This is a genomic window from Sphingorhabdus sp., assembly GCF_044338195.1.
In the GTDB taxonomy this organism is placed as follows: Bacteria; Pseudomonadota; Alphaproteobacteria; order Sphingomonadales; family Sphingomonadaceae; genus Sphingorhabdus_B.
Window position 1 is genome coordinate 1 of sequence record NZ_JBIIMC010000027.1, and the last position, 25,149, is coordinate 25,149.

At 57.2% G+C, this 25,149-nt stretch carries 21 protein-coding genes, 1 tRNA gene and 1 pseudogene; 8 read left to right on the forward strand and 15 right to left on the reverse strand.

Annotated elements, in window-relative coordinates:
- Positions 1–21 precede the first annotated feature (21 nt).
- From ACIQZK_RS08205 to ACIQZK_RS08230, 6 genes are all read right to left on the reverse strand, one after another.
- Positions 22–97 (reverse strand) — tRNA-Lys (locus tag ACIQZK_RS08205).
- 87 nt (positions 98–184) lie between these two features.
- Positions 185–1,297 carry a rod shape-determining protein RodA gene (rodA, locus tag ACIQZK_RS08210; RefSeq protein WP_397575701.1) on the reverse strand — a complete coding sequence of 371 codons (1,113 nt, stop codon included), beginning with the start codon at positions 1,295–1,297 and terminating at the stop codon, positions 185–187.
- Positions 1,294–3,234 (reverse strand): penicillin-binding protein 2, encoded by a 1,941-nt coding sequence (gene mrdA / locus ACIQZK_RS08215; protein ID WP_397575702.1) that lies wholly within the window; start codon positions 3,232–3,234, stop codon positions 1,294–1,296. The genes rodA and mrdA overlap by 4 nt, the downstream gene beginning before the upstream one ends.
- Positions 3,198–3,752, reverse strand: a complete 555-nt coding sequence (gene mreD, locus ACIQZK_RS08220) for a rod shape-determining protein MreD (RefSeq protein WP_397575703.1) — start codon at positions 3,750–3,752, stop codon at positions 3,198–3,200. Before mreD ends, mrdA begins: the two co-directional genes overlap by 37 nt.
- Positions 3,749–4,651 (reverse strand): rod shape-determining protein MreC, encoded by a 903-nt coding sequence (mreC, locus tag ACIQZK_RS08225; RefSeq protein WP_397575704.1) that lies wholly within the window; start codon positions 4,649–4,651, stop codon positions 3,749–3,751. The genes mreD and mreC overlap by 4 nt, the downstream gene beginning before the upstream one ends.
- A 13-nt stretch (positions 4,652–4,664) precedes the next feature.
- Positions 4,665–5,705, reverse strand: a complete 1,041-nt coding sequence (locus tag ACIQZK_RS08230; protein WP_395635742.1) for a rod shape-determining protein — start codon at positions 5,703–5,705, stop codon at positions 4,665–4,667.
- Between the two features lie 160 nt (positions 5,706–5,865).
- Here ACIQZK_RS08230 and mutL point away from each other — a divergent pair, with 160 nt between their 5' ends.
- Positions 5,866–7,698, forward strand: a complete 1,833-nt coding sequence (mutL, locus tag ACIQZK_RS08235) for a DNA mismatch repair endonuclease MutL (protein ID WP_397575705.1) — start codon at positions 5,866–5,868, stop codon at positions 7,696–7,698.
- A 165-nt stretch (positions 7,699–7,863) separates the two neighbouring features.
- Here mutL and ychF read toward each other — a convergent pair whose 3' ends face one another.
- From ychF to ACIQZK_RS08260, 5 genes and pseudogenes are all read right to left on the reverse strand, one after another.
- Positions 7,864–8,964, reverse strand: a complete 1,101-nt coding sequence (gene ychF / locus ACIQZK_RS08240; protein ID WP_395635739.1) for a redox-regulated ATPase YchF — start codon at positions 8,962–8,964, stop codon at positions 7,864–7,866.
- Positions 8,965–9,055: 91 nt separating this feature from the next.
- Entirely contained in the window at positions 9,056–9,628 is a 573-nt protein-coding gene (gene pth, locus ACIQZK_RS08245) for an aminoacyl-tRNA hydrolase (RefSeq protein ID WP_397575706.1), read from the reverse strand.
- Positions 9,629–9,708: 80 nt separating this feature from the next.
- Positions 9,709–10,011: pseudogene (gene rplY, locus ACIQZK_RS08250) on the reverse strand (50S ribosomal protein L25); the annotation flags it as partial.
- Positions 10,012–10,121: 110 nt separating this feature from the next.
- The gene (locus ACIQZK_RS08255; protein ID WP_397575707.1) at positions 10,122–10,898 is read right to left on the reverse strand and encodes a sulfite exporter TauE/SafE family protein; all 777 of its coding nucleotides are present in this window, start codon (positions 10,896–10,898) and stop codon (positions 10,122–10,124) included.
- A gap of 124 nt (positions 10,899–11,022) precedes the next feature.
- Complete coding sequence (locus ACIQZK_RS08260) at positions 11,023–11,460, reverse strand: Rrf2 family transcriptional regulator (RefSeq protein WP_183939784.1); 438 nt, start codon at positions 11,458–11,460, stop codon at positions 11,023–11,025.
- A gap of 186 nt (positions 11,461–11,646) precedes the next feature.
- On the opposite strand from ACIQZK_RS08260, the gene ACIQZK_RS08265 reads away from it, so the two are divergent.
- Both ACIQZK_RS08265 and ACIQZK_RS08270 read left to right on the forward strand, forming a co-directional pair.
- Complete coding sequence (locus ACIQZK_RS08265) at positions 11,647–14,601, forward strand: TonB-dependent receptor domain-containing protein (protein ID WP_397575708.1); 2,955 nt, start codon at positions 11,647–11,649, stop codon at positions 14,599–14,601.
- A gap of 17 nt (positions 14,602–14,618) precedes the next feature.
- The gene (locus ACIQZK_RS08270) at positions 14,619–15,668 is read left to right on the forward strand and encodes an LD-carboxypeptidase (protein WP_397575709.1); all 1,050 of its coding nucleotides are present in this window, start codon (positions 14,619–14,621) and stop codon (positions 15,666–15,668) included.
- On the opposite strand, the gene ACIQZK_RS08275 is transcribed toward ACIQZK_RS08270, so the two are convergent.
- The 4 genes from ACIQZK_RS08275 to ACIQZK_RS08290 all read right to left on the reverse strand — a co-directional run bounded on the left by ACIQZK_RS08275 (position 15,665) and on the right by ACIQZK_RS08290 (position 18,301).
- Positions 15,665–16,390 carry a lysostaphin resistance A-like protein gene (locus ACIQZK_RS08275; RefSeq protein WP_397575710.1) on the reverse strand — a complete coding sequence of 242 codons (726 nt, stop codon included), beginning with the start codon at positions 16,388–16,390 and terminating at the stop codon, positions 15,665–15,667. The two genes, ACIQZK_RS08270 and ACIQZK_RS08275, sit on opposite strands and share 4 nt — an antisense overlap.
- A gap of 70 nt (positions 16,391–16,460) precedes the next feature.
- Entirely contained in the window at positions 16,461–17,378 is a 918-nt protein-coding gene (locus ACIQZK_RS08280) for a TraB/GumN family protein (RefSeq protein ID WP_397575711.1), read from the reverse strand.
- A gap of 55 nt (positions 17,379–17,433) precedes the next feature.
- Entirely contained in the window at positions 17,434–18,096 is a 663-nt protein-coding gene (locus tag ACIQZK_RS08285; protein WP_397575712.1) for a hypothetical protein, read from the reverse strand.
- Position 18,097: 1 nt separating this feature from the next.
- Positions 18,098–18,301 (reverse strand): helix-turn-helix transcriptional regulator, encoded by a 204-nt coding sequence (locus tag ACIQZK_RS08290; protein WP_397575713.1) that lies wholly within the window; start codon positions 18,299–18,301, stop codon positions 18,098–18,100.
- A 156-nt stretch (positions 18,302–18,457) separates the two neighbouring features.
- Between ACIQZK_RS08290 and ACIQZK_RS08295 the strand changes: the two genes are divergently transcribed.
- The 5 genes from ACIQZK_RS08295 to ACIQZK_RS08315 all read left to right on the forward strand — a co-directional run.
- Entirely contained in the window at positions 18,458–19,345 is an 888-nt protein-coding gene (locus ACIQZK_RS08295) for a glycine--tRNA ligase subunit alpha (protein WP_397575714.1), read from the forward strand.
- Positions 19,342–21,522: a glycine--tRNA ligase subunit beta gene (gene glyS / locus ACIQZK_RS08300; RefSeq protein ID WP_397575718.1), complete on the forward strand. Its 2,181-nt coding sequence runs from the start codon at positions 19,342–19,344 to the stop codon at positions 21,520–21,522. Before ACIQZK_RS08295 ends, glyS begins: the two co-directional genes overlap by 4 nt.
- Before the next feature lie 42 nt (positions 21,523–21,564).
- Positions 21,565–24,225 (forward strand): pyruvate, phosphate dikinase, encoded by a 2,661-nt coding sequence (gene ppdK, locus ACIQZK_RS08305; RefSeq protein WP_397575715.1) that lies wholly within the window; start codon positions 21,565–21,567, stop codon positions 24,223–24,225.
- 35 nt (positions 24,226–24,260) lie between these two features.
- The gene (locus ACIQZK_RS08310) at positions 24,261–24,836 is read left to right on the forward strand and encodes a DUF1214 domain-containing protein (protein WP_397575716.1); all 576 of its coding nucleotides are present in this window, start codon (positions 24,261–24,263) and stop codon (positions 24,834–24,836) included.
- Positions 24,833–25,149: DUF1254 domain-containing protein (locus tag ACIQZK_RS08315; RefSeq protein ID WP_397575717.1), on the forward strand; the 317-nt coding region annotated here is incomplete at its 3' end. The genes ACIQZK_RS08310 and ACIQZK_RS08315, both read left to right, overlap by 4 nt.

Here is a 25,149-nt window from a genome sequence, read left to right on the forward strand (position 1 = left end):
ATATGATATATATAGGAAAAATGGTAGACGCTGAGGGGTTCGAACCCACGACCCGCTGATTAAGAGTCAGCTGCTCTACCAACTGAGCTAAGCGTCCCCATTTCGGGCTGACCAGATGCGCAGGCCCGTTTGGAGCGCCGCCTTTGATGGGTTTCGTGGTCTTTGTCAAGCATGACAAAGCGACTTATTGGAATTGTCCACGCTTTGCGCCCGGGTGGCGCTCGATGGACATCAGGATTCCCACGCACAGCATCATGGTGAGCATCGACGAACCCCCGTGGCTGACAAAAGGCAAGGGAATGCCCGCGACCGGCGCGAGGCCCACAACCATCAACAGGTTGATCATGATATAGAAGAAAATGGTGCAGGTCAGGCCGGCGGCGACCAGTTGCCCGTAACGGGTCTTGCTCTGCATCGCGACGCTCAGGCCCCAGCGCATGAGCAGATAGTACATGAACAGAATGAAAAAGCCGCCGACGATACCCCATTCTTCCGCCATTGTGGCAAAGACGAAATCGGTATGTCCTTCGGGTAGATAATCGAGATGGCTTTGCGTGCCGTTACCAAAGCCTTTGCCGAATATACCGCCTGACCCGATCGCGATTTTCGACTGGGTGATATGATAGCCAGCCCCAAGCGGATCATTTTGCGGGTTGAGGAAGATGAGGACCCGGTCCTGTTGATAGGCCTTTAATCCAAAGAAAAATACCAATGGCGCAAGAACGGCGACTCCGACGCCGGCGCTGATGAAATATATGAGCGGAAGGCCCGCCATGAAGCCAACGACGCCCAGGCCGAAGGCGTAGGCAATGGCGGCGTCAAAATCCGGCTGAATGATCACCAATATGCTTGGCAGCAGCAGGATAGCGCCCAGCGGCCAAATGGCGTCAAATCCATATATGCGGTTCGGCGGAAGCCGGTCGAAAAACCATGCGGCGGCAAGAACCATCACCGGCTTCATCAGCTCCGATGGCTGAAGCGTGATGATGCCAAGGTTAATCCACCGCTGACTGCCGCCGCCGACAAAGCCCATCAGCTGCACCACGACAAGCAGGACAAGCAGCAGCAGGTATAAAGGAAAAGTCATCGACTTCCAAAATTCAAGCTTCATCCGCGACATCGCGATGGCCATAACAAGCAGGACCACGAACCGGATGACATGTTTTCCGGCCCATGGTTCAAAGTTACCACCTGCTGCGGAATAGAGTACCGTCGCACCAAAGCCGACCAAGGCCGACAATATGAAAATCACGCGCCACGGCAGGGCGGCAATCGGGGCGGGGACGATGCCGTTCATATCGTCGGATCCATCGGCGGGGGTGCCGCCGGTTGACCTTGGAAGGTCGCATATTTGGCCGCCATGCGTTGTTCGATATTGCCGCCCCAGCCAGCTTCGAGCGCCTCCAACGACGCCATCGCTTTTTCCCGGTCATAGAGGAACGTCAGAACGTCTTTTGCGATCGGTGCCGCAGCACGCGCGCCGCCCATGCCATGTTCAATGACGACCGACGCACCATAACGCGGGTTATCGACCGGCGCGAAGCACACGAACAGGCCATGGTCGCGATATTTCCACGCGCCCGATTGCCCACGCTGCGATCCTGCAATGCGGCGCACTTGCGCGGTGCCGGTTTTGCCGGCCATCGCGATGCCCGGAATGTCCAACCGACTGCGTACGGCGGTGCCATCGCCATTGACGACGCGGTTCATGCCTTCGCGTACGACGGCCAAATGTTCTTCGGGGAAGCTGAGCCTGCCCGGCGCTGGGCGTTTTTTGAGGATGATTTCAGGCTGAATGTTCAGGCCCGATGCGATGCGCGCTGCCATCATCGCCAATTGGAATGGGCTAACCGAAACATAGCCCTGCCCAATGGTCGCATTCAGCGTATCAGATTCGCTCCACTTTTGGTCATATTTACGCATTTTCCATGCGCTATCGGGAATGGTGCCATATCGTTGCGATGGAAAGGGAAGGGGAAATTCCTGCCCCAGACCAAGCGCCTTTGAAAATGGTGCAATCGCATCATAGCCAATGCGGCGGCCCATCGCATAAAAATAGGTGTTGCAGCTTTTCATCAGCGCGTCGGCCATGTTTATCGGACCGTGACGCCCGAGGCATTTGAACACGCGATTGCCCAGCCGATATCCCCCACCACACACAACGGTTTCTTCTGGATCGATGCCATGATGCAGCATCGCAAGCGCAGCAGCGGGCTTTACTGTGGACCCCGGCGGATACAGCCCCTGCAATGCTTTGTTGAGCATCGGGATATGGTCATCCGAATTCAGCATTTTCCATTCGACGCGGCCAATGCCATCGGAAAAGCTATTGGGGTCATAACATGGCATCGACGCCATCGTCAGTATGTCGCCCGTCAGGCAATCGAATATCACCACCGACCCGGATTCCAGCCCAAGCCGGCGCGCGGCATAATTGTGCAGGTCGATATCGATGGTCAGTTGCACGGGTTTCCCCGGTATGTCTGGCCGGGTGGCCAAATCGCGGACGATCTTGCCGCGGGCGGTGACTTCGGTGCGCTTTGCGCCGGGTTCGCCCTGCAAGCGGTCTTCAAGCGTCTTTTCGAGGCCGTCCTTACCGACCTTGAACCCCGGGGTAATGAGCAGCGGGTTTTTATTCTTTTGATATTCTTCAGCCGACACCGTGCCCACATAACCGATAAGATGGCCGACAGCCGCACCGCTTGGGTAAAAGCGCGAATAACCCTGCCGCGGACTGACCCCGGGAAGGTCAGGCAGACGGACGCTGACGGCGGCGAAGCGTTCATAATCCAGCCCGTCGGCAACCTGAACAGGCTGAAAGCCTTGGGCCAGTTTCAACTCGCGATGAATGCGGTCCACATCGTCGGTCGATAACGCCAGCAGCTCCGCCAGCGTCTTGACGGTCTGTTCTTTATTGGCGAGCCGGTCGGGGATGATGTCGACCCGAAAATCCGCACGATTGGTTGCGATGGGTTTGCCATAACGGTCAACGAACCAACCGCGACGGGGCGGGATGATGGTAAGGTTGACGCGGTTGCTTTCGGCCAACAGCTTATATTTCTCGTTATCGGCCACGGCGATATAGGTCATACGCGCTGCCACGGTCAGGCCAATAGCTGCCTGCACGCCGCCGACAAAAGCGGCACGGCGGGTGAACGTGAAATCAAGCTGTCCTGATGTAACCTGTTTTTCGACCTTCATGTTGCCAATCGCCAGCTGTCGAGACGCGCGCATATTCGCACGGCCAGCGGATATAGCAATATGGACAATATGATCTGCGGGATCAAAATAGCGGGATCGGGCGCGGCGTGCGCCATGCCCGCAATCCACAATCCACCCAACAGCACAGCCGCGATTAAGATAGCCGCAATAAACCAATCCTGAAGATGATCGCGCCAGATAGCCCGCGCATCGATAATCTCGATGACAAGTATAGCGAGCGACCACAACAATCCCGCGCTGCCAAAAGGCTGGCCGCTGAACACATCATCCATCAAACCAAATGGCACGCCGGACCAAACGGGCAGAAGCCCGGGACGCATCAGACGCCAGCTTAAGAACATCAACAGTCCGAGTGGCGGCAACAGCGGTTCTTCGGTGAATATCGGCAACGCCGTAATCATCGATGCGATAGCGACCGACGCAATCGGAATGGCCAACATCTTGAGCAGCGATTGTTCGCGGTCAAAGCGGGATTCATATTCCCGGGCCGGACGGGTGGGCAGGCGAATGGTTGTCACCGGAATTTTCATTCCGCGACTTCCTTGGTTTCGCCGTCAGGGGCCACCGCCTGCTGTGCTGCGCGTGCTTCGCCCTGATATGGTCGTATCACCACGGCATAAGGCGTGTTGCCCGGGTCGGCATAGGGTATCGCCAACGCACCATCGCTGGTTTTTTTGATAACGCGCGCGAAAGGAATATTGGGCGGATACAGCCCGCCATTGCCCGACGTGACGATGACGTCGCCGACCTTGAACGGGCTTTCGCCCAAGTTCAACGGCTTGATCAGCACCGTGCCATTGCCAAGGCCCGCCGAGAAGGCGGGCAGGCCATCGCTGGCGCGCATGACTGGGACCAGATTTTCAGCGTCGGTGACGAGCAGGATACGTGCCGTTGTCGGGCCGGCTTCGATAACGCGTCCAATCAATCCGGAAGGACCGCGCACAGGTTGTGCACGCTCCACGCCAAAGTTACGGCCGATGGACAATGTCGCCACGCGCCGCGTGCTGGATGAGGTGGAGCTGATAAGGCGCCCCACGGCGACTTGGCTTTCGCCGTCTTCGGACAATTTTAGCAATCCGCGTAACCGGGCGTTTTCGACGCGCAGCGCTTGCGCCTCGATCAGCTTTTTCCGGTTGACCTCTGCTTGCTTTTGAAGCGCGGCATTTTGGGAACCTGCGTTGATATAAGCAGCCATCGTTGCATTCATGTTCTGCGCCGACCGACGGACATTGCTGAACATACGCGCGACCGGCGCTGTTATTTCTGCCCCTGCTGCACGAAGCGCTGAAAAGCCGGCAGGATCCGCCACCGATATGGCCAGCAACAAGGCAGCCACTATCGTTCCTGCAATCGCGACAACATAGGTCACGAACAGGCCATATTGCGCCTTTCGGGAAAATCCGGGGCGCCGGTGTTTGGGCGGCGCCATGCTGAGACCTAGATCAGGCGGTCAGCAAGACGCCACGGAAGATGGGGTCTTCCATCGCCCGGCCTGTACCGATTGCAACGCAGGTCAGTGGGTCTTCAGCGACCGTGACCGGCAGTCCGGTTTCATCCCGCAGATATTCGTCGAGGCCAGCCATCAACGCGCCGCCACCTGTCAGAACAATCCCTTGATCGACGATGTCCGCGGCCAGTTCTGGCGCGGTATTTTCAAGCGCGATGCGCACACCTTCAAGGATGGTGCCAATGGGTTCTGACAAGGCTTCGGCAATCTGGGCCTGGTTGATCGTAATTTCCTTTGGCACGCCGTTTACAAGATCGCGGCCCTTGATGTGCAATGTCTGGCCAACGCCATCGGCTGGTGGACGTGCGGTGCCGAAATCCTTCTTGATCCGCTCGGCCGTCGCTTCACCGATCAACAGGTTATGGTGTCGTCGGACATAGGAGACAATCGACTCGTCCATCTTGTCACCTCCGGTACGAACCGAGGTGGTGTAGGCAAGGCCGCGTAGCGACAGGACGGCAACTTCGGTGGTACCACCGCCGATGTCGACCACCATGGAGCCGATGGGTTCAGTCACCGGCATATCCGCGCCGATGGCTGCGGCCATGGGTTCTTCGATCAGGAACACTTGGGAAGCACCGGCGTTGGACGCGGCATCGCGAATCGCTCGGCGCTCGACTGATGTGGAGCCCGACGGAACGCAGATGACGATTTCGGGGTAGCTGAACATGCGGCGCTTGCCGTGCACTTTGTGGATGAAGTGCTTGATCATCTGTTCGGCCACATCGATGTCGGCGATAACGCCGTCGCGCAGCGGACGAATGGCTTCGATGCTGTCCGGGGTCTTGCCCATCATCAGCTTGGCATCGTCGCCAACCGCCTTTACGCGCTTGATACCGTTAATGGTTTCAATCGCGACCACCGACGGTTCGTTCAGGACGATCCCTTGACCGCGTACATAGACCACCGTGTTTGCGGTGCCGAGGTCGATTGCCATGTCTTGTGATGCGAAACGGAAAAACTTGCCAAATACCATTTAATTTCCACCCAATCCGTTTTGGAGAGACTCCTTTGGAGCGCGTCCAAATAATCGCGCGGTCCTAGCGGAATTTGCTGTTTTTAAAAACAGATATTTGGCTGGAGTGCGAACGATTAAGGAGTCGCTTGGGCTGAGCGCTTGGGCTAGGAACCTGCGTATGTCAATAAGAAGGCTCCCTGAAAATCTGGTCAACCGCATTGCCGCCGGTGAAGTGGTGGAAAGACCGGCCAGCGCGTTAAAAGAGCTGGTGGAAAACGCCATCGATTCGGGCGCCCGTAATATTTCGGTGCGGCTGGGTACAGGCGGCATCGACTTGGTCGAAGTTACCGACGATGGTTGCGGCATGTCGCCTGCGGACATGGCGCTGGCGTTAGAACGCCACGCAACGTCGAAGCTGCCCGATGAAGATATCGAAATGGTCTCCACTTTGGGTTTCCGGGGGGAGGCTTTGCCATCGATCGCCAGCGTGTCCAAAATGACGTTGGAGAGCAGGCCCGCTGGCGCCGAAGGCTGGACGCGGACGGTGGACCATGGCGTGGTGACGGGTGAGGGGCCTGCCGCACTGCCGCAGGGCACGCGCGTTCGCGTTGAAAATCTGTTTGGCAATGTACCCGCCCGCCGCAAATTCCTGCGCAGCGCGCGCGCCGAATATGCCGCCGCGTTGGACGCCATGAAGCGGCTGGCGATGGCGCGGCCGGACATTGGCTTTACCGTTGAACATGACGGCCGGCGCGTGCTGGCGGTGCAACCCACCAGCGCACGGCCCGAACGCGTGGCCGCGCTGACCAGCGGGGAGCTTATCGACAACAGCGTGGCACTTGATTTTGAACGCGAAGGCGTGCGCCTTGGCGGGGTAGCGAGCTTGCCCACCTATAATCGCGGCGTTGCGGACCACCAGTTCCTGTTCGTCAATGGCCGTCCGGTAAAGGACCGGCTGCTGATTGGCGCTGTGCGCGGCGCTTATGCCGAAATGCTGGCGCGGGACCGGCATGCTGTGGTGGCGCTGTTCATTGATCTGCCGCCGACGCAGGTCGACGTAAATGTGCATCCGGCCAAGACCGAAGTCCGCTTTCGCGAGCCAGCATTGATCCGCGGCATGATCATATCGGGGCTGCGCCATGCGCTCGACCAGTCCGGTTTCCGCGCGGTGCAGCGACCATCGGCGGACGCACTTGCCGCATGGCAGCAGGAACCGATGCAGACCGCACAAGGCGATATTTTTGCTGCGCCTGCCGCCGCGATTGGATCTGGCTATCAGGGGCAATATGGCCAGCGTCCGACTTATCCGTCGGTATATGAAAACCGTCGCAGCTTTGCTGACTTGGGCGCGATCCCCGGCGAAGACCTCGCGCCTTTATGGGGCAGGGCCGCCGTCGCCCACGAACCCGTGCCCGAACGCGCCAGCCACCCGCTTGGCGTCGCGCGCGGTCAGGTTGCAAACACCTATATTGTTGCCGAAGCCGAAGACGGCCTTGTCATCGTTGACCAACATGCCGCGCATGAACGGCTCGTGCTCGAACGGATGCGCAAGGCAATGGCTGCCGCAGGCGGCGCAGTGCCTTCGCAAGCTTTGTTGCTGCCGCAAGTTGTTGAGCTCGACGAACCCGCCTGCGACCGGTTGGAGGCGCGGGCCGATGAACTGTCGGCATTCGGGCTAGACCTCGAACGTTTTGGTCCCGCCGCCATGCTCGTGCGCGCCACGCCGGCGGTGCTGGGTGATGGCGATGCCAAGGGATTGCTGGAAGATCTGGCCGACGACCTTGCCGCGTATGATGAAGCCCTGTCGCTGAAAGAACGCATCGACCATGTCGCCGCAACGATGGCCTGCCACGGCTCCGTCCGCGCTGGTCGTGTCTTGTCCGTCACTGAAATGAACGCGCTGCTGCGCGAAATGGAAGTCACCCCGCACAGCGGGCAGTGCAACCATGGCAGGCCGACTTGGGTGAAGCTGGCGTTGGGCGATGTGGAGAAGCTGTTCGGGAGGAAGTGACCGAGGACGTAAGATGCTGAAGTAAGTTCAGCATGGCGCGGCGTGCTTGGGGGTATTTTAAAATCTAAGCCAATTCGTCATCCTGAACTTGTTTCAGGATAACACGCAACGGTTGTGCGTTATCCTGAAACAAGTTCAGGATGACGACGGACCAGTGATGTCACCTCAAACATTAAACCGGAAGAGCATGATATCGCCGTCTTTGACGAGATATTCCTTGCCTTCCGAACGCCACTTGCCCGCTTCTTTCGCGCCGGCTTCGCCATTGTACTGGACATAGTCATCATAGGCCATGGTTTCGGCGCGGATGAAGCCTTTTTCGAAGTCGCTGTGGATCGCGCCCGCGGCGTTGGGGGCGGTGTCGCCCTGGTGGATTGTCCACGCGCGCGCTTCTTTCGGGCCGACGGTGAAGAAGGTGATGAGGTGCAGCAATTCATATCCCGCGCGGATAACGCGGGCGAGGCCGGTTTCGGTCAGGCCAAGGTCTTCCAAAAACACTTCGCGATCTTCGGCGGGCATGGTCGAAATTTCCGCTTCGATGGCGGCGGAGACAACAACGGCTTCCGCGCCTTCGGCCTTTGCCTTTTCAAAGACGCGTGCCGACAACGCATTGCCGTTTGCGGCGCTCGCCTCTTCGACATTGCACACATATAAAACCGGCTTCGCGGTCAATAGCTGCGCCATCTGGAAATGCCGTTCTTCTTCGGCATCGTCGCGCTTGGTCAGGCGTGCTGGCTTGCCTTCGCGCAAAAGGTCAAGCGCACGGCTTAACACTGCCGCGCTGATTTTGGCTTCCTTGTCGCCCTGCGTCCCTTTTTTGATGAGGTTGGGGACACGCTTTTCAAGGCTTTCAAGGTCGGACAGCATCAATTCGGTTTCGACGGTCTCCGCGTCTGAAATCGGATCAATCTTGTTATCGACATGCTGGATGTCATCATCTTCAAAGCAGCGCAGCACATGGACGATGGCGTCAACTTCGCGGATGTTGCCCAAAAATTGGTTGCCAAGGCCTTCGCCCTTTGACGCGCCGCGCACAAGGCCTGCGATGTCGACAAAGCCCAACTGGGTTTCGATAATCTTTTGGCTGCCGCCGATTTTGGCGATGGTTTGCAAGCGCGGGTCGGGTACGGCGACGTTGCCGATATTGGGTTCAATCGTGCAGAACGGATAGTTCGCCGCTTGCGCTGCTGCCGTTTCGGTCAGTGCATTGAACAGGGTGGACTTGCCCACATTGGGGAGGCCCACAATACCGCATTTGAAACCCATAATTTCCTCGTCACAAAATGAATGAAGCGGCCCTAGGCGACGTTCGGCAGCAAGTCCATCCAATGCGATGGCGCAAATATCGTTAAACGGCTTAGTCCTGCTGCAAACGCATGGCGACATCGTTCATGAAGCGGACGTCATCGCCCTTGGCCAGCCAATCGGCTTCGGCCGATACAGCGCCCAACAGATCCGCCAAATCGTCAATCTCGCTTTTGTGGAAATTGCCAAGCACATAGCCCGTGACGCGGTCTTTATTGCCGGGGTGACCAATGCCGAGGCGGACGCGGCGGAAATCGGCGCCAATATGGTCGGTGATTGAACGGATGCCGTTATGACCAGCCGCGCCACCGCCAAATTTAACCTTCACCTTGAATGGCGCGAGGTCGAGCTCGTCATAGAAGACCGTGACGTCTTTGGATTCAAGCTTATAGAAATCCATCGCTGCGCGCACGCTGCGGCCGCTTTCGTTCATGAACGTCGCGGGTTTGAGAAGAATGATTTTTTCGGAACCGAGCCGAAGTTCCTGCACCCAGCCCAAAAATTTCTTGGCGGGTAATGGCAGGTCGTGAATTTCGGCCAGCGTATCAATCGCCATGAAACCGATATTGTGCCGGTGCATCGCATAGGTGGCGCCTGGATTACCGAGACCTACCCATAATTGCATCGCGCTTGTCCCTTGGGGGAATATCCGGGGCGAGTCGGAACCCAGCCCCGGAGATGAATGTAAGCTAAGCCTTTGGCTTACGCGCCCTTAGCGGTGCGCAAGAAGTCAACATGTATCGGACGATCGCTGACAGGATGAAATGCAACATCCTTTGGAATCGTGAGTTGTTTTTTGCCACCAAGTTCGATCTCGACAACGCTGTCGAAAAAATGGCCAGTCATCAAAAGTTTGACGAGAGCCTTTTCCTCAACATGGATGAGTTCGGGTTCTTGTTTGTTGCCGTAAATGACGGCGGGCACTCGGTTTTGACGACGCAATTCGCGGGAGGCTCCCTTGCCTGCCCCATTGCGCGTCTCTGCCGACAAGGTCAGCTGATCGCTCATGTTTATTCTCCAAAAAAAGTTACCTTGCCGCCACGCCTCCAGGGATGACCATGCACGGCAAGCGCGCGCCTATATGCAGGTTATGCCACAAAAGCAAGCTTCGTGCGGAATCAGGCCAATGCTTTGTAGAGGCTGAATAGGCTGGTCGCGATCAGGACAATGCTGACGGCGAACAGCAACATGCGCGGCTGGATGCGTTTGGCAACAATCGCACCGAATGGAGCGGCCAGTAACCCGCCAATCAACAGACCGCCGGTGACGACCGTAAACGCCTCCAGCCCAATCGTCAGGATGAAGGTCATCGACACCGCAACCGTCAGGAAAAACTCCGCAGTATTGACAGTACCAATGGTTTTGCGGGGGTCGGTGCCTTGGATCAGCAAGTTGGACGTAACGACTGGGCCCCAGCCACCGCCACCCGATGCATCCAGAAAACCGCCGACAAGACCAAGCGGCATCGTTACCTTGGGATCGCGGGGCTTGTGCTGATGGGCGAAGTTCCATGCCTTATAGAGAAGGTAAAAGCCGATGAGCGTAAGATATCCCATGACAAACGGGCGCGCTGCCTCTGTATGAATGCTCGCCAACAGATAGGCGCCGGTGCAGCCGCCAATCACACCCGGAATCGCAATGCGGGCAAACAGCTTCCAATCGATATTTTTGTGCAACACATGGCTGATGCCCGATGCACCCGTTGTGAACATTTCGACAAAATGCACGCCAGCAGATGCGCGGGCAGGGGCGACGCCCATGACGCTGACCAACAATGTGCTACAAATGACGCCAAACGCCATTCCAAGCGCGCCATCGACCAACTGCGCGGCAAAACCGACCGCGACATAAGGCGCGATGGAAAACCAATCGATATTGGCAATATAGTCAATCATCCAAGTCTCGCCCTTTGCGGTGGAATGTCGGATGCATAATCGGGAGTCGCTTCTTTAGCCACCGCTTTGTATCGCACGAATTTGTTTGGAGCACCCAAGAATGTGTTTAGCGTTGGATCGTGGATTATTCCGCAGCCTGCGCGAATGCTTCGGCATCAACATTGTCACACAGATTGATTCCGTCCAACAGGTCAGCGGTCTTGTCGCGCACTTGAAGCATGAGTGCGCGGGTGCGGCAATTTTCTTCCTCGACGCAGTTTTTGCATGTCTCATGCGCGTACCGGCTGGCACAGGGCACCAAGGCCAAAGAACCGCGCATGATACGGATGAGATCGCCATAACTAATGTCGATTGGTGCAACGCCCAGCCAATATCCGCCGTCCTTGCCGCGTTGCGATGCGACGAGCCCTGAACGTGTCAGTTCGGACAAAATCACGGTCAGAAATTTGGGCGGAATCTTTTGCGCCTCGGCAATATCGGCGAGTTGCACAGGCCCTTTGCCGAAATGGTCCGCAAGATGCTGCATGGCGCGTATCGCGTAGCGGGTTTTCTGGGACAGCATGGAGTGCTTGTGCGCCGGATGGTCCCTTTTTTCAACCCAGCAAGTAGACAAAGTGGCAATAGTTTGAATTTCGTGCCGAAATTCTGATCGATCTGCGTGCAAATGCAGTTGCATTGCATGAAACGTCGGCATAGCGTGTGATGGTAAATAAGGCTCAGGGGTGAGCTGAAATAAACGGGGGATAACATGAAATATTCAAAAACCGCGATTCTTTTGTTGGCGACGTGCCTGACTGCGCCTGCCTTTGCGCAGGATGCAGCACCGCCAACTGCCGCTGAAACGGTGGATGATGGCGCCGCGATCATCGTGACGGGTTCGCGCATTAAGCAGGATCCGGCCAAGAGCGCGCTGCCGTTGCAGGTCATCAGCACTGACGATCTGACGCGCGAAGGCATTAACAGCCCTGAACAGCTCATCTCTTACCTGTCGACCAACGGCAATGGTGCGGATAACCTCGCGTCCAATGCGGACGTAACATCAGGTGCGCAGCGCGGCACCAACGGCCTGTCGGCGGCCAACTTGCGTGGCCAGGGTTCGGCATCGACATTGGTGTTGCTCAATGGACGCCGCGTCGCGGCACACGGCCTGACGGGTTCCGCTGTCGATGTGAACCAAATTCCGATGGCCGCGCTTGAGCGCGTGGAAGTCCTGAAAGACGGCGCGTCGGCGATTTACGGAACCGATGCAATCGGCGGTGTTATCAACTTCATCACCAAAACAAATTTCCAGGGCCTCGCGCTTAACGCCTTCACCGACATGGCCGAAGCAGGCGGCGGTGCGATTTATCGTCTGTCGGCGACGGGTGGTTATGGCGACCTAGACGAAGATGGTTTCAACATCTTGGCGACCGTTAGCAGAAGCGTCAACAAAGCCCTGAACGGTTCGGACCGCAGCTTTGTCAACGGCAACCAGCCCAATCGCGGCCTTTCGGTCGACACACGCGGAACGCCCATTGCGACAGCGTTCGCCACCGGTTCAAATGCGCTCTTTGCCCCGACCGGTTCGCTTCTAAGCGGCGTTACTTTGCTTGAGGCTGGCGCGACTGTTCCTGCGAATGGCGGCATCAACATCCTCGATCTTCCCGGCGGCGCAGGTTGCGCATCCATGGATGGTGGCATGGCATATGATGACCAGCTTTGGGCCAATACCTCGGCGCGCTTTGCCTGTGCTTGGGATACCGGCCGCGCAGCTGTTCTTCAGCAGCCATTGGAAACGCTGACTTATTATGGACGCGCAACAGCGAAGCTTGGCGACCATCAATTTTACGCGGAAATCACTGGTTCAGACGCCGATTCATCGAAGCGTTTCTCGAACAACCAATATTCCGGCAACAACTCGACCTTGCCGTTATATTATCCGCTGAACAGCACGACAGCGTCGACATATAATGATGTGTATAACAAGCTGCTCGCCGTTTTTCCGCAAATCGCGGTCAATTATGGCAAGCCGATTTCGTATCGCTGGCGTTGTACATCATGCGACGTGCGTGAATATGAAACCAACACAAAAACCTTGCGCGCCGGTTTGGGCGCTGAAGGTCCATTGTGGGATGGTTGGGATTATCGCGCTGGCGGTTCATATGCCCGCAGCCAATCGACGTCGGTATTGGGTACCGGCTACCATTATCGTGGAACATTCGCTTCGGCCGCAGCAGCGGCTGCGTCGGGTGTGACGGGCGCTGTATCTGGCGGCATTGATCCGCGTGCGCCAATAGCGCCCGGCGCAACAAGCCCCGGCATCGTTGGCCTGCTGAACAGCGGTATCCTGAACCCGTTCTCGCTCACGCAAACAGATGCGGCACTTGCCGGACTGAAAGCGATTTCGGCAGAAGGCGTAACGCTATACGGCGGTAAATATGAGGTGAAGCAACTCGACGGTTCGGTTTCCGGATCGCTGTTTGATTTGCCCGGTGGCACGGTTCAGGTCGCGCTTGGCGTGGATTATCGCCGCGAAACATATAGCTTCAACGGTTCGCCAGCTGCTGTCACAGGAACGCCAGACATTTTCAACGTGGCCTTCGACAATAACAATGCGCTGACCGCGAAAAACCGCACGGTTAAGGCGGCTTATGCCGAACTTCTCGTGCCCGTTTTTGAAGCGTTTGAAGTAACTGGTGCCGTTCGTCTCGATGATTATAGCGGCTTTGGTTCGACGGTTAATCCGAAGATTTCGGCAAAGTACCGTCCGCTTGACTGGCTGATGTTCCGTGGTTCGTTCAATACGGGCTTCCGCGTTCCTGCGTTCAACCAGATTTTCAACGGCGTTACGCAATCGCCGAACCCAGGCAATACTTTGGTGGATCCAACTACCTGCGCAACGGGTGCGGTCAGCACGCTTCCGGGCTGTTCAGCGATTACGCCAGAGACGCTTTCGGGCGGTAATCTCAACCTTGGACCAGAAACATCGAAGCAGCACAGCATTGGCCTTGTTCTGCAACCATCGAGCCGTTTCAGCGCCTCGTTCGATTACTGGTCGATCGCCGTGGACGATACCATTGGTGCGCTGACCTTGCGTCAGTTGCTCGATAATATCAGCTACTTCCCTGATCGGGTGACGCGCACCAACAACATCATCACGCTCATTGACCTGCGCGCCGACAATATCGGTTCGCGCCGGACAGAGGGTCTTGAAGTTGCGTTGCGTGGCGGCGTCGATGCCTTCGGCGGTGTGATTACCGGTGGTTTGGACGGAACCTATCTGCTGAAAAAGCGTGAGAAGTTTCTGCCGTCGGCACCGTTCGGATCCAGCTTGATTGGCCGATTTACCTTTGCAGGCGATTTGGGTCTCAAGTGGAAGCACAGCGCCTTTGTGTCGTACACAAAGGATGACTTCACCTTCAACTTCTCGCAAATCTATCGCGACGGGTACAAGAACCAAGCATTGCCCGGTATCGCCAATGGCACTGTCGTTCGTCCCGATTTCAACCCGATGGTGAAATCTTATGTCACGTACAACACGTCGGTGAGCGTCGATTTGCTTAAGCAATATCGTCTGACCGCTGGCGTGCGGAACGTGTTCGACACCGATCCGCCATTCGCGATCACTTATGACAGCAACACCGGTGCCGGCTCCAGCTGGGAACCACGCGTTGCTGACCCACGTGGCCGGTCGTTCACATTGTCGATTGAAGCGAAGTTCTAAGCAAAGGAACGCCGGGTATGGATATGCATGCAACTCGGCGTCAGATTATGGCGGGGCTGGCGGCAATGCTGTCGGCCCCACCGCTTTTGGCTGCGTCGCCTGAGGCAAAAGGCGCGCGTAAGCCATCGCGCTTGCGCATCGGCGATACCGTAGGGCTCATTGAACCGGCATCGGCCAGTGACGAGCCGTTCCAGATCCAGTTGGTGGAAGAAGCCATCATCGCAATGGGGCTGAAACCCAAACGGGCGCCGCATGTGTTGAACCGCTACGGCTATCTTGCCGGGCAGGACAAGGACCGCGCGGCAGACATCAATGCGATGTTTGCGGACAAGGATGTGAAGGCCATATTTGCCGTGCGCGGCGGATGGGGCAGCGCACGGCTTCTGCCCTATCTTGATTGGAACATCATCCGCGCCAATCCCAAATTGCTGACAGGCTTTAGCGACATCACCGCTTTGCATATGGCCATTGCGGCCAAGGGCGGCTTTGTGACATTGCACGGGCCAAATGCGGGCAGCGCATGGGGCAAGTCATCATGGGACATCTACCGCGACATCGCCTTTGACGCGGGCACGCCGTTGTTTGTTAATCCAGAGGGCGATGAGGACCGGCTGACCCAGCGTCGCTGGCGCACACGCGTTTTGGGCACGGGTACGGGCAAGGCGCAGGGGAAGCTGCTTGGCGGCAATCTCACCGTGCTGACCGCGCTTGCCGGAACGCCGTATTTGCCCGATTTTTCCGGTGCAATCCTGTTCCTCGAAGATGTGGACGAGGCCGAATATCGCATCGACCGCATGCTCACCCAATTGGGGCAGGCGGGCGTGCTGAAAAATCTAAAAGGCGTTGTCTTTGGTCAATGCACCGACTGCGTCAACAAGGGCACCAGCTTCGGGGCGTTTACGTTGAATGATGTCCTCACCCAGCATCTGGGTGGCTTGGGCATTCCTGCCTATCAGGGGGCGTGGTTCGGGCATATCACCGACCAATTCACCTTGCCCGTTGGCGGCATGGCAGAAATCGACGCCGATGCCGGAACGCTGCGCTTGCTGGAGCCCGTCGTCGTTTAAGTCAAAATTTGGGATACGACCAAAGCAAAGGCATTGTTCGCCATGTGCAGGATGATGTTCGTGCGCAGCGATCCTGTGCGGTGGTAGAGGTAGCCAAAAGCGATGCTCAGCGACATCAATCCGGGGATGGCATAAAGCTGCATATGCACCACCGCGAACAGAAATGATGACAGCAGGATTGCCGCCCAAAACGGCACATATTTCCCAACCGCATTCTGCAGCATGCCCCTGAACAGCAATTCTTCGACAATGGGCGCCGCAACCGCAATGGCGAAAAATATCGCGGCAATGTTCAGCGGCGTGCGCGGTATGGAGGCGAGGATTTTGGCCATTTCCTCCTGCATTCCAACACCCGGAATGATATAAGTCGCGTAAATATAATTGAACGCCATGGCGGCCATGATCACAACGACCGCAAGCACCATTGCCTGACGCAGCGGGACTTTGCCGAAACTGTTTAGGCCCAATATCGCCATTCGCCCTGGCTTGCGCAGATACAGCCACATCAGAAACAATTGGACAATCGCGGCGGCAATAAGTCCGAAGATAATGACGACGGGCATTGCGCTGCTCGTTCCCGTCGCGGCCATGATGAGGCCCGTGCACGCCGCCTGCAGCACAAAATAGAGCAGGATAAACCCAGCGGTGGGCCAAAGACCCGGATAGTTCGGGCTTTCCAGTGACCCGGCATAAGCGGCATCAGTGCGTTGTATGTTGTCCATTGCGATCCCGCTAAAAGTTGAGGGCCCGAACGCTTATCGCCGGGCCCTCACACTCGTGACACATCAAAACTTAATAGGCCACCCGTGTTGCGCTCAGGCCATAGGCGGGCAGTAGATTTTGAACGCTCGTCGGGCCAGCCAAATGCCCCGCGCCCACCGCCATGAATGTCACGCCGGGCTTTGCCATGCGCGCCGAAATCCATTTCGCCCAATTGGCATTCCGCTTCGTCAGCAAGGCGTCATACAAGGTGCGGCTGGTCAGGCCCTCGTTCATAAGCTGCCCAAGGCTCTCGGTGTCCGCCGATGCCCACATGTTGACCATTTTGTCCATCATGCTGCTCGTATCATCAATCATCTTTGCCGCTTCGACCAAGAAAGTGATTTGTTCCGCCTCCGGCAGAGTATCAAACACCCCAAGCTGAAACTCCATGGTTTCAAGTCCAGCGATGGGTTTGTTGCTAACCTTCGCCGCTGCTGTCAGCTGCTTTTCAACGCCGCTATTGGGGTCAAAGCCGGATTTTTGCATTGCTACGACGGACAAAGTGATCCCCGCTGCCCATGGCTCAAAAGGGTCGAAAGCGGGTGCTGGAATACCAAGTTTGCCCATCGCCGCCTCATACACCGCGCGGTCCGCATCGTTCATTTTGGAACGCAGGGTCTTGCCCTGCTGGTCCATTGCCAATTTGCCGAACAGGGCTTGGCTTTCCGCGGCTGGTGGCTCTACCAGTTCCAGCACCAATTGGTCCGAACTGTCAAAAGCCGTCTTTACGCCATCGTCAAACCAGCCAAGGCCTGGCTTTAAGAGATGGATGCTTCCGAACAGGTAAATTGTCGTGTCTTCGTCCTTCACCACCCACAAAGCGGGATCGACGTCCTTGACGGTAACGGCCGGGGCCTCTGTGGGCCTGCTCTGCGCTGCGGCGGGCACTGCCCATGCCAGCGCACATGTTGCGGTCGCGGCGAGCACGGACTTTAAACGTAAATGCATAGTTCTTCTCCTTTAAGTCCGCGTAGCAACAAATCGTATGCAAATGGTTTCGATGTCAGCGATATTTTTTCCAGAGCCAGACCGCCGTCCATATTGACGCAAAGAGCATGAATATGGCCACGCCATCGGGCTCCGGTGCAAAACCGCCGCGCCACAATATCCACCACATCGGCGCGCCGATTAGGAATGCGTATGCGGCGTAATAGCCGCCGTCACGATAGGCGCTTGCTTCCTGTTCATCGATTGCGCGCTTATGCCAGAACCAAGCGATGATCGGCATAATCACCGCCCAGAAAAAGACGAGCATCAGCGCCATGACTGGCGGCATTGGGCTGTCTGCGAGTAGCAGCGGACGTCCGGTGTCGGAATTTCCAACGATTGTCTCGTAAAACGCAGGAAGTAGACCGATTGCACCACCGACCAGCACAAAACCGTAGATCATGTTGCGATTCAGCTTTTCGCGGCGCGTGAGACCCTCATTACTGGCCTTCATCTTGCTGACGTTTCTCCAGATGGCGAATGCAAGGCCGATGATGATGGCGGCAAAGCCGCACAATGTCAGTATTCCGGCGGTCCCGAGTGCGCCACCGCCCTGCGCCTCATGCGCTGCGAGATAACCCGCAACGGCGCCTGCAGTCATCACGATGCCAAGGCCTGAAACGATTACCCACATCATGCGGCGGACGTTTGAACCGGCGATTTCGTCACGATCGATCATGTTAGTCTCCGTTAAATTCGTCATCGAAAATCTCCTCGATCGGCAATGCAAACAGCCGTGAAATCTTGAACGCCAGCGGCAGCGACGGGTCATATTTCCCCGTCTCGATGGCATTGACCGCTTGGCGCGATACATCGAGATGCTCGCCCAAATCGGCTTGGCTCCAGCTCCGCATCGCGCGGAGAACTTTCAGCTGATTTTTCATGTCAGGTTATGATGTCTTTGTGTCATGGAAACCTTACTATTGCGATTCGCCTAATATGTCAACAACACCTTACATAATGCTATGCGTCACTGACAAAACGGCACGCGCGCTTTTCAGAACCTTGATTTAGCCGCCTATCTCCGCCAAGGGCTGGCCATGTCCGACATCGCACCACTTAGTTTTCAGGACCTGATCCTCTCTCTCCATGATTATTGGGGCAAGCAAGGCTGCGCGATATTGCAGCCTTATGATATGGAAATGGGTGCCGGTACCTTCCACACCGCGACCACGTTGCGCGCGCTTGGCCCTGATCCGTGGAACGCTGCATTCGTGCAGCCGTCGCGTCGCCCGACCGATGGGCGCTATGGCGAAAACCCGAACCGGCTCGGCGCCTATTATCAGTATCAGGTGATATTGAAGCCAAGCCCGCCGGACCTTCAGGAACTGTATCTGGGCTCGCTCAAGGCCATTGGCATTGATCCGTTGTTGCACGACATCCGCTTTGTCGAAGACGACTGGGAAAGCCCGACGCTCGGTGCATGGGGCCTTGGCTGGGAAGTCTGGTGTGACGGCATGGAAGTCACGCAGTTCACTTATTTCCAACAAATGGGCGGTTTTGATTGCAAGCCGGTCTCGGGCGAGTTGACCTATGGTCTGGAACGTCTGGCGATGTATATCCAGAGCAAGGACAGCATTTTCGACCTCGCGTATAACAATGCCACCGCTGATCGCCCTGCGATTACCTATGGCGACGTCTTCCGCGAAAATGAGCGGCAGATGAGCACCTATCATTTTGAGGTTGCCGACACCGACATGCTGTTCGATGCCTTTAAAAAGGCGACGGCGGAGTGCGAAAGCTGCCTTGCGCGCAGCCTACCCATTCCCGCCTATGAACAGGCGATCAAGGCCAGCCATATCTTCAACATACTTCAGGCGCGTGGTGTGATTTCCGTGCAAGAACGCGCCAGCTATATGGGCCGCGTCCGCGACCTCGCCAAAGGCAGCTGCCAGGCATGGATGGAAAAGAACGGATGGACGGCATGACCGATTTTCTGCTGGAACTTCGCTCTGAAGAAATCCCTGCGCGGATGCAGGTGAAGGCTAAGGAAGATTTGGCGCGCTTGTTCAACGATGCGCTGGCCAAGGCTGGGCTTGCTGCGGCTTCGGTTGAAACCTTTGCCACACCGCGCCGCTTGGCGTTGATTGCGACGGGGCTGCCGCTGGCGACAGATGCTGTGTCCGAAGAAACCAAAGGCCCAAAAGTTGGCGCGCCGCCACAGGCGATGGAGGGTTTTCTCCGCAAAGCTGGCCTTACGCAAGACCAGCTGATCGAACGCGATGGCGTGTATTTCGCGGTCGTGGAAAAGGCAGGGCGTCAGACCGCTGATGTTCTGGCCGAGGCGATTCCTGCGATTATCCGTGCGTTCCCGTGGCCAAAGTCGCAACGCTGGGGCGCGGGGTCGGCTTCGACCGAAAGTCTGCGCTGGGTCCGCCCATTGCAAGGCATTGTGGCGATACTCGGCGATGATGTCGTGCCATGCGAGATCGAAGGCATCATCAGCGGTGCGACGACGATGGGACATCGGTTCCACCACAGCGGTCCTGTCAATATTGGCAACGCGGGCGACTATGCAGAAAAGCTCCGCGCCGCCCATGTCCTTGTCCATTTCAGCGAACGCTGCGCGCTCATTCGCGATGGCGCAAAGGCGGCTGCTGCGGCCGCAGGGCTGACGTTGGTTGAGGATGAAGGCCTGGTTGTCGAAAATGCCGGGCTGACCGAATGGCCCGTGCCAATGCTCGGTCGGTTTGACCCCGCATTCTTGGACGTGCCGCAAGAAGTCATTCAGCTCACCGCACGTGTGAACCAGAAATATTTTGTCTGCCACGACAGCACTGGCAAGCTTGCCAACGCCTTTGTCTGCACGGCCAACATTGATGCACATGACGGCGGGGCAGCGATTGTTGCGGGCAATGAAAAGGTGCTCGCCGCGCGCCTGTCCGATGCGAAATTCTTTTGGGAACAGGATTTGAAGGTCGCGCTGGACGATCAGGCGGCGAAGCTTGCGCAGATCACGTTCCACGAAAAATTGGGCAGCGTCGCCGACAAGGTCGAACGCGTTGCGAAGCTGGCACGCTGGTTGGTCGAAGAAGGCATTGTCAAAGGCGCCAATGCCGATGACGCCGAACGCGCGGCGCGGCTGTGCAAGGCTGACCTTGTCACCGGCATGGTTGGCGAGTTCCCCGAATTGCAGGGCCTCATGGGTGGCTATTACGCCCGCGCACAGGGCGAAGCCGACGCTGTCGCCGACGCGGTCCGCGATCACTATAAGCCAGTCGGGCAGGGCGATGACGTCCCCACCGCGCCGGTAACGGTGGCGGTGAGTTTGGCGGATAAGCTGGATACCTTAGGCGGATTTTGGGCAGCCGAAGAGAAGCCCACTGGATCGAAAGATCCTTTCGCACTTCGACGCGCGGTAATTTCTGCCCAGAGTTTGATTTTGACCAACGGCCTGCGCCTTGGATTGATGCCTTTGCTCGACAAGGCTTGCGAAGCTGGTTTCCTGGCAGTTCAAGAAACTAGATTGTCGACCCAAAAAGCAAAAATCGACTCCGCGACTGCACCAGGAGTGCAAGTTTCGATTGAAATGGCCGTCGGGCTTTCCGGTGCGACTAGTTTTGGTGCCTATGATAAAAATTTCATATTGGCAGCACATGATCTTTTGGCCTTCTTCGCCGACCGCCTCAAAGTCCAACAACGCGAAGCGGGCGTGCGGCACGATTTGATTGATGCGGTGTTTAGCCTTGGCGGTGAGGATGATCTTGTCCGGCTGCTCGCGCGGGTGAACGCATTGCAGGCATATATTTTGACAGCCGAAGGCGCGAATTTGTTGGCGGCGTATAAGCGCGCGGCGAACATATTGAAGGCGGCGGATGGTGTTGACGCGGCTGCACCCGCTCCGGCTGATTTGGTGGGTGAAGAGCGTGCGCTCCTCACCGCGCTCGACACCGCTGCGCCCAATGCCGCAGCGGCGGTCGATGCCGAAGATTTCGAAGGCGCAATGGCGGCGCTTGCCAGCCTGCGCGCGCCCATCGATGCCTTCTTCGAAGGCGTGATGGTGAATGACGAACATCCTGCGACGCGGGCGTTTCGTTTGGGCTTGCTGGCGCGGTTCCGCGACGCGGTTCACCGGGTTGCGGATTTTGCGAAAATAGAAGGCTGACGGTTTCTCCCCGGGAATGCTGACAGACAATAAGGACTTAGCATGACCCAATATGTATTTCGTTTCGGTGGTGGTGTTTCGGACGGCGATGACACCGTTCGCGGCAACAAGAATATCCTTGGCGGTAAGGGCGCGAACCTTGACGGCATGGCGTCTATTGGATTGCCTGTCCCCCCCGGCTTCACGATCACGACCGAGATGTGCACGGCTTATTACGCCAATGGCCAGAGGTTCCCCGACAGCGTGCGTGCAGAGGTTGCGGGTGGCCTTGCCCATATCGAACAGGTCACCGGTAAAGCCTTTGGCGATGCGGCCAATCCGTTGCTGGTGTCCGTCCGCTCCGGCGCGCGTGTGTCGATGCCCGGCATGATGGATACCGTTTTGAATCTGGGGCTTAACGACCAGACTGTAGAAGGATTGGCAGCATCGTCGGGCGACGCGCGCTTTGCGTGGGACAGCTATCGCCGCTTCATTCAAATGTATGCCGATGTGGTGTTGGAACTCGACCATGGCGCGTTTGAAGAGGCGCTTGAAATTGCCAAGGAAGACCAAGGCTATTATCTCGATACCGAGTTGTCTGCCGATGATCTGCAGGCGTTGGTGGCCGAATATAAGCGGCTGGTTCAGGCCGAATGGGGCAAGCCATTTCCGCAAGATGTGCATGACCAATTATGGGGCGCTGTTGGCGCTGTATTTGGTTCATGGGAGTCGGACCGGGCAAAGGTCTATCGCCGCCTAAACAATATCCCCGGTGACTGGGGCACGGCGGTCAATGTGCAGGCGATGGTGTTCGGCAACATGGGCGAAACGTCCGCAACGGGCGTTGCCTTCACCCGCGATCCTGCGACCGGCGAGAATGCCTATTATGGCGAATATCTCATCAATGCGCAGGGCGAAGATGTTGTCGCGGGTATCCGTACCCCGCAATATCTGACCAAGGCGGCACGCGAACGCGCGGGCGCCAAACCTTTGTCGATGGAAGAAGCTATGCCTGCGGTTTACGCCGAACTGGCGCGCGTGTTCGACATCCTCGAAACGCATTATCGCGATATGCAGGATATTGAATTCACCGTTGAGCGTGAAAAATTGTGGATGCTGCAAACCCGATCGGGCAAGCGCACCGCGAAGGCTGCGCTGAAAATCGCGGTCGATATGGCCGACGCTGGCCTGATCACCACCGACGAGGCTGTCTTGCGCGTGGACCCAATGGCGCTGGACCAATTGCTGCACCCGACGCTGGATCCCGATGCGGTGCGCGATGTGCTGACCTCTGGCCTGCCGGCTTCGCCCGGCGCAGCTTCGGGCAAAATCGTGTTTGATGCGGACACCGCCGACAAATGGAAAGAGCGCGGCGAATCCGTCATTTTGGTGCGCGTTGAAACCAGCCCCGAAGACATTCACGGCATGCACGCCGCAACCGGCATTTTGACCGCACGTGGCGGCATGACGAGCCATGCGGCGGTTGTCGCACGCGGCATGGGCCGACCCTGCGTATCGGGGGCTGGCAGCCTTCAGATTGATGCTGCGGGCAAAACGCTGCGCATTGCCGGACGGACGTTGCATGAAGGCGATATCATCACGCTTGATGGTTCCACCGGCGAAGTGATGGCGGGTGAAGTCCCGACGTTGCAGCCTGAGCTGGTGGGCGATTTTGGCACGTTGATGGTATGGGCCGATGCTGGCCGCCGGATGAAAGTCCGCGCCAACGCCGAAACGCCATTGGATGCGCAGACAGCGCGCGATTTTGGCGCAGAAGGCATTGGCCTGTGCCGCACCGAGCATATGTTCTTTGATGCCGCGCGTATTACCGCTGTGCGCCAGATGATTCTTGCGGATGATGAAAAGGGCCGCCGCGTTGCGCTCGACAAATTGCTGCCTGAACAGCGTAGGGATTTTACTGCCATTTTCGAAGTGATGGCTGGTCTTCCCGTTACCATCCGCTTGCTGGACCCGCCACTGCATGAATTCCTGCCACATCAGGAAAGCGAATTTGCCGAGGTTGCTGCAGCGGCCGGTGTGGGTATTGAGGTGCTGAAACAACGCGCGGCGGAACTGCACGAATTCAACCCGATGCTTGGCCATCGTGGCTGCCGCCTGGGCGTGACCTACCCCGAAATTTACGAGATGCAGGCGCGCGCGATATTTGAAGCGGCCTGTTCACTGGCCGTCGCACCGGTGCCTGAAATCATGATCCCGCTGGTCGGCACCCGCCGCGAGCTTGAGCTGATGAAGGACGTTGTCGACAAGGCTGCCGAAGCTGTCTTCGCCGAACAGGGCAAGCGCATCGAATATCTGGTCGGCACGATGATCGAACTGCCGCGCGCCGCATTGATGGCCGATGAAATCGCCGAAGTCGGCAGCTTCTTCAGCTTTGGCACCAATGACCTGACGCAGACGACGCTGGGCGTCAGCCGCGATGATGCCGCACGGTTCCTGACGCATTATGTCGACAAGGGCATTTACGCCCGCGACCCGTTTGTCAGCCTTGATGTTGAAGGCGTTGGCCAGCTCATCGAAATCGCAGCGAACAAAGGCCGCGCGACGCGTCCTGACATCAAGCTTGGGATTTGCGGTGAACATGGCGGCGATCCGGCGTCGATTGCCTTTTGTGAAAAGGTCGGCCTCGATTATGTTAGCGCCTCACCCTATCGCGTGCCTATCGCGCGATTGGCCGCTGCGCAGGCGGCACTTGCCAGCACATAATCATTTGTTCTAACCTTCCACCGAGGGAGAGCATTATGAAAAGGTGGCAACGATACGGCATCTGTATCGCATTGGGCTTAGTCGGCGGCGCGGGATATGCCATTTCGCAAGTGCGCGGTGATTACACCGCTAAGCAGATCAGTAATGGCCCCTGGAACGCCAATACCATTCAGGGGACGGAGAAAGCGACCGCGTTGATTCGCGCCAAAGTGGCATTGCACGGAATCATGGCTCTGCCCGCAAAAGAAGCCATGTACTATATCGCCAAAACGGACAGCGACGGTGCACCTCTCAACGGCAAATGCACTTACACCGTGCGTGGTGGGCCATTGGACGCGCGTTGGTGGAGTGTAACGCTGTATCATGGCGAGGGCTGGCTCGTAAAAAATGAGGCCAACCGCTGGTCGGTGCCAGGAAATAAACCAGCCCGCGATAGCGATGGAAATTGGTCATTCACCGTATCGCCTAAAATAGCCAATGGTGTATGGTTGCCGACCGGCGGCATAGACGGTTTCGATCTGACCCTGCGGTTGTATCATGCAAAAGGAAATTTGCTCACTGATCCCGCAAATGCGACATTACCCACGATAAAAAAGGAGAGCTGCGCATGAAAAGAAACTGGCTGCTTCCCATTTTGGTGGGACTAATAACTGCCGGCGCAGCATGGCACGGCACTCTGGTCGCGACACCCTATGCGCTGATGTCAGCCGCTTTGGACAAAATCGCCACTGGGCGGGTAAACACATTCGTTTTTACCCAGCCTTCGACAGCCGATAATCAACCTATCGTCCGGCCCAGTCCGGATTTATCCTATTCAACATGCGTTTTTGATTTGGCCAATGGCCCCGTGTTGCTCGACATTGAACCCGTGCCTGACCATTATTGGTCGATCAGTATATTCGACGCCCGCACCGATGTCGCGGC